Annotated in this window: 5 protein-coding genes; 1 reads left to right on the forward strand and 4 read right to left on the reverse strand. The window is 30.4% G+C overall.

All coding sequences use genetic code 11. The annotated features are described in order from the left end of the window. Positions 1-68: 68 nt before the first annotated feature. The 4 genes from ACEW7V_RS00190 to ACEW7V_RS00205 form a co-directional block, all read right to left on the reverse strand. The gene (locus ACEW7V_RS00190; RefSeq protein ID WP_374695493.1) at positions 69-224 is read right to left on the reverse strand and encodes a hypothetical protein; all 156 of its coding nucleotides are present in this window, start codon (positions 222-224) and stop codon (positions 69-71) included. A gap of 438 nt (positions 225-662) precedes the next feature. Then, positions 663-911: a hypothetical protein gene (locus ACEW7V_RS00195; protein ID WP_374695494.1), complete on the reverse strand. Its 249-nt coding sequence runs from the start codon at positions 909-911 to the stop codon at positions 663-665. Positions 912-1,227: 316 nt separating this feature from the next. Further along, positions 1,228-1,566 carry a hypothetical protein gene (locus tag ACEW7V_RS00200; protein ID WP_374695495.1) on the reverse strand — a complete coding sequence of 113 codons (339 nt, stop codon included), beginning with the start codon at positions 1,564-1,566 and terminating at the stop codon, positions 1,228-1,230. 16 nt (positions 1,567-1,582) lie between these two features. Next, the gene (locus ACEW7V_RS00205) at positions 1,583-2,035 is read right to left on the reverse strand and encodes a hypothetical protein (RefSeq protein ID WP_374695496.1); all 453 of its coding nucleotides are present in this window, start codon (positions 2,033-2,035) and stop codon (positions 1,583-1,585) included. Positions 2,036-2,324: 289 nt separating this feature from the next. Here ACEW7V_RS00205 and ACEW7V_RS00210 point away from each other — a divergent pair, with 289 nt between their 5' ends. Further along, entirely contained in the window at positions 2,325-2,555 is a 231-nt protein-coding gene (locus tag ACEW7V_RS00210) for a hypothetical protein (protein ID WP_374695497.1), read from the forward strand. Positions 2,556-3,761: the final 1,206 nt, after the last annotated feature.

Consider the following 3,761-nt stretch of genomic DNA (forward strand, 5'->3'; position numbering starts at 1 on the left):
ACTTTTGTCTACTAGCAAAACATTTTCAATAAAAGTAAAGGGAGTTATTTTGATCTTACCAATACCGATTATTCTCCTCTGCCATTGTCTCCAAAGGTGACCATGCCTCCTTCTTTCATTTCAAGGGTGATAAATTGGTCCTTGTCACCCATCATATGTCTTGAGCAGCCACTGTCTAAGTACCACCTTTTCTTCAATCTTTGGGCTGCAAGACATTCCTGCAAAATAGTCAATGAATTCTTTTAGGTACCCAAGCTACCTTGGGTCCTTGCAGGTCAGCAGAGGTGGTTCCTTTGGGAACCCAAATTTTTCTTACATTCTTAAGGACATTTCTAAGAATTATTGCATTCAAAAGCTTTATGTCCTATTCTTTTACCAAACATAGTATACAACTTTAGAATTTTTAATAGAAAGCAGAATTTGAAGTTCTAGAAAGTTGATGCAATTGATGCAGATTTTGAACCTTTTGGAATATAATATGCATTTTTGCTCAAGTTCTTAGGAACATACAATAAAGACTTTGAAGTTGAAACAGTTTTGGTGTGGCCAAAACTTTTTGAGATAAAATGTTTTGAACAGGTCTTTAGATTTCACAAAAGTAGTTGCTGAAATTCCATTCATAATAGAAGTTTTAAAACCAATTCAGCTTTATTTCTTGGAAATCATTGTTCTTTTAAAATTAACTCAAGCTTATTTGAAGATAAAGTAAGTTTTTCAACTAAAGGCTTGAGTTTTGTAACCTCCTTTTTCAGTTCAATGTTTTCAGCAAGTAAATCATTGTTTTTCCTCTCACATAAAAGATTTTCATTTTTCAGCTTTTCAATTTTTTCAGAAAAGTCATGCAGTTCTTTTTGTAATAAAAGGTTCTTTTCTGAAATTTCATCTTTTTGTTTGAGTAAAGAGTCATTCATATTTTTCAATGATTTTATCTTTACTCCAGCTTTCTTAAATTCAGATAATAAATCATGAAAGCAGAATTTAATTCATCAAATGTAAATTCAGTGCAAGTGCTAGAGGATATTTACCTCATCTTCGAGACCCATTAAACATAGATTTGCAGTCTTGGTGGTCTCTTCTTCTTCAGATGAAGATAGTTTCTTCACTATCGCTCCATGTGGCAACCATGGCTTTCTTCTTCTTTTCTGTTTGAAGGATTTCTTCAATAGAGGACAGTCTGGACGTATGTGCCCCGGCTTCTTGCATTCATAGCATGTGGGGACTACTTCTTTATCTTTCTCTCTGTCCTTTTTCTTTTTCTTTTCCATAATCCTTCCTATGAAATTTTCGGTTGTATCTTCCTTTCTTTCTTCCCATAAATTTTCTGAATCTCCTCACAACCATTGCGATATCATCGTCTTCTAGGTCATCATTGGAGGAGGTGCTTTCTTCTTCAGATTCTTCATCATCCCTCTTTGATTCGGAAGCAGCTCTGAAGGCTATAGTCTTCTTTTTCTTCTGTTCATCTTCAGTTCTGTGCTGCATAGTTAGCTCGTGGGTGATGAGTGATCCCAGTAGTTCATCCAGTAGTAGTGTGTTGAGATCTTTGGCCTCCTGGATTGCAGTCACTTTGGGATCCCACTTGTCAGGTAAGAATCAGAAGTATCTTCTGAACTAGATCAGCATTTGAGTATACCCTGCCAAGACTCTTTAAACCATTAATAATATCTATAAATCTAGAGAACATGGCAGAAATTATTTCTGAAGGTTCCATTTTAAATAATTCATAATTATGAACTAAAAGATTTATCTTTGAGATTTTCACTTGGAAAGTTCCCTCATGGGTCACTTCGAGTTTGTCCCAGATTTCCTTTGCTGAAGAGCAAGTGAAAATTTGGTTGAACTCGTTTGCATCCAAAGCACAATATAATAAATTCATTGCTTTGGCATTCAATTCCCCCATTTTCATGTCATGATCATCCCAGTCCTCTTCAGGCTTAGGGATGTCCATGCCATCAACTTTGATTATGGGAATGTGTGGCCCTTTCAAGATGACCTTCCATAATTGAAAATCTATAGCTTGAATGTAAATTTTCATTCATGCTTTCCAATAAGAATAATTAGTGCCTGTGAATAGTGGAGGTCTATTTGTTGACTGGCCTTCGGCCAAGGATGTACTCATGGGATGAGCCATCAATCTTTATAATTGTCAGAGACCTTTGATACCAAGCTGTGCACAAGTAATTCTTTTAGTGGTTATTCTTTGTGTTAATCAGTAAGTCTGGGCCCTTACTATTCGTTATATTCCTGAAATTCAAAAAGATTTTAAAAATATTTCTCTCAATCAACAAGCACGAGGCATTAAAGTTGTTAAAAAAACTCATTTTTTGGCTCGTATTATTGCAGATATTAAAAGAATTGCCCTTATTATTCCTCCTTTGATTTTCTTTAATTTAGATAAAATTGATGTAATTACTAATGCTATGCAATTGAGGCGTTTTGGTAAATACAAACAAGAACTTGGTATTATGAAAAATCTTTTAGTATTCTTGATTTGCATTTTACTTTTTATTAGGATTGGCACTTCTTTTTGCTTGGTGTGGCTTTTGCCTTTATGATAGGTTTATTATCCTTTTGCCCAAAGCCGCACCGATAAAAATATTGCCCAAATTATTAACATCAAACAATTAAAAATATTTTGAAAAATTATGGATCCGCTCTCAAGTTGGTTTTTTGTTATATAAAATTGCCGAGTAAGCACTCTGTGATATAAAGATGGTGAGCAAAAAATTCTTTTTTGATAAAACTGATATTGTAGCAATATTTTTTATTTTTAAATTGCTGTTGTAAAAAAGATAAAGGGGTGAAAAAGTGTTAGGGTGGTTAATAAAAAATGTCAATATACTTTTAAAGTATTTTTTGATTATCAATCTTAGCAAAAAAATTGTATTTTTGTATTTTTAGTGTATTTTTAATTTTTTAAGTTTTTAAATATTGATTTTTTTGTTTAAAATATATTTTATTTTGTAGTTTTATTTTCTTTAATTGTTAAATATTTTTGTTAGTAAATCTCAGTTTATATCAAAATAATACTAAATATTTATTTTTATTTTTAATTTTAAAAAAACTTAACTTATTTGGTGTCATGTGTTATATTTTTAAATATTAAAATACTTCAATCTAATATTTAAATATCAAATTAATGCAATTTTACTATTTTATATAAAACAATATTAGAAAGTATTTTTATATTATATAAAATATAAAATCATATAAAAAGAAAAGGAAATAAAGGGAAAAACAAATGTCAAAGAAAAATAAAGGAGTTCCAAAAAGCTAATCAAGCAAATCGGAAATAAAAGTAAAATTTTTTTAGTGCGTTAAAATATTTTTTGTACAGATTTTACCAAAAAAGGTTGTTATTGACAGCATTTCGGTATTATTAGTAGTAGGTGGTGTACTTTGTTATCTTTTTATGGCCTAAATCACAAGTTTTAAAAGTGAAATTTTATAATCAAGAAGGAAAAGTTGTCAAAGATTTTAAAGTTGATAAAATACTAAACTTTTAGATAAAGATAATACAATAAACAATATTTTGAATCACTTGGTAATAAATTTAGATGGTGCTTGGAATCTGATAAAAATAAATAAGTAGATTCAAACCGAGTTAAAAGATTTTCAACCTTTATATGAAAAAGTAACTCAAAGTTTAAATTTATATCCGTTATTTTTTACCAGATGATAAAAACTAGTTACTTTTAATTTTAAAAAGGTAATGCTAATGCTTTGGTAGTTGATATAAAAGATATAGTGCTGATGTAAGT

This window comes from Areca yellow leaf disease phytoplasma, assembly GCF_041920595.1.

Bases quoted from the DNA above. Each gene is read 5' to 3' on its own strand.
- ACEW7V_RS00195 (WP_374695494.1), bottom strand. From the start codon at position 911: ATGAATGACTCTTTACTCAAACAAAAAGATGAAATTTCAGAAAAGAAC.
- ACEW7V_RS00205 (WP_374695496.1), bottom strand. From the start codon at position 2,035: ATGAAAATTTACATTCAAGCTATAGATTTTCAATTATGGAAGGTCATC.